The sequence below is a fragment of the Thioalkalivibrio sp. ALR17-21 genome, from assembly GCF_000420185.1.
Classification (GTDB): Bacteria; Pseudomonadota; Gammaproteobacteria; order Ectothiorhodospirales; family Ectothiorhodospiraceae; genus Thioalkalivibrio; species Thioalkalivibrio halophilus.
This window is the reverse complement of sequence record NZ_ATUL01000063.1, coordinates 1-1,224: the sequence shown is the minus strand read 5'-3', so window position 1 is coordinate 1,224 and position 1,224 is coordinate 1. Positions and strand designations below refer to the sequence as shown.

Genomic DNA, 1,224 nt, shown 5'->3' with positions numbered 1-1,224 from the left:
GTAGATACCGTGTCTCGCTTACTGGTTGCAACCGGTGCTACAGCGAGGTTGGTACGGCTGCTGCGACTTCAGCACACCGAAGGCGATGTGGAGCAACTTCCGCATTGCGGCGCCGATCGCGGCCATCTTCGCCTTCCCGCGCCGCAACAGGCGCTGGTATTGATCCCGAACGTCGGCGTTGTGATGCGCGGCGGCGATCGCTGCCATGTAGAGCTTGCGTCGCAGACCGCTTGACCCCGTCTTCGCCAGCCGCGGTTGCCGCTGGATCGAGGTGCCCGACTCCTGCTGGACCGGCACCAGCCCGTGGAACGCCGCCGCCTGACGGGCACTCCGAAACGCACGGCTGCGCAACGTCGCGGTCATCGAGGCCGACAACACCCGGCCGATACCGGGGATGCTCTCCAGCAAGGCCCGGTCCCGCTTGAGGTGGTCGTGCGCGTTGAAGTGGTCATCGATCTGCTGCTGCAGCCGACGATGCTCCTCGCGCAGGGCCTCCAGCACGTTGCCGATCGACTCCTGGGCCAGCGCGTCCTCATTGAACTGCGCCTTCTCCAGCCGGTTCTCCTCGCGCCGGATATCCTGCTCCAGCGCTTCCAGTCGCCCCAGAAGACGCTTCAGTTCCCGCACCTCCGGGGGTTCCGGCTGCCACGGCGCAGGCGCGCGTTCGATGCCGTAGCGCGCCAGCATCATACTGTCCTTGCGATCCGTCTTGTTGCGCACCCCCATGCCCTGGGCGTGGAAACGCACCTGGGCCGGGTTCAGCAAATGCACCCGCACGCCGTGCTCATGCAGCCAGTACGCCAGCGGCTCGTGATAGATGCCGGTCGCTTCCAGGTACACGTGCAGGGCCTCGGGTGGCTCGCCGGTGTTGCGTTCGAGCCAGTGCAGCAGTTCCGGGTACTGATCTCGACGGTTCGGAAACACCTTGGGCTTGACCTTGCCCGCCTCCAGATCCCGAACCCACATGCAGTCGAGCTTGTTCTTGCTGACATCAATGCCGATATGAGCCATCTCGTCCTCTCGCCTTGTCCGTACAGCCTCACCCGTCCTTCACGGGGGGCTTGGATACCGTTCAAACTTCGAGATGAGAAGGGCGCGGGGACCGATCTACGGAGCAGGTTCAAGACCTCAGGAGGCCAACGGGTTACCCCGAGCCCGGTGCCACAGATGGTAGCGCTCCCTCTGCGACGACACACAAGGAGGCCAGCCTCTGGCCGATCCGGC

General features: G+C 64.8%; 1 protein-coding gene. It reads right to left on the bottom strand.

The window, feature by feature from the left end; genetic code table 11:
- Positions 1-18: 18 nt before the first annotated feature.
- Positions 19-1,011 carry an IS110 family transposase gene (locus G020_RS0114560; protein ID WP_024330102.1) on the bottom strand — a complete coding sequence of 331 codons (993 nt, stop codon included), beginning with the start codon at positions 1,009-1,011 and terminating at the stop codon, positions 19-21.
- Positions 1,012-1,224 lie beyond the last annotated feature (213 nt).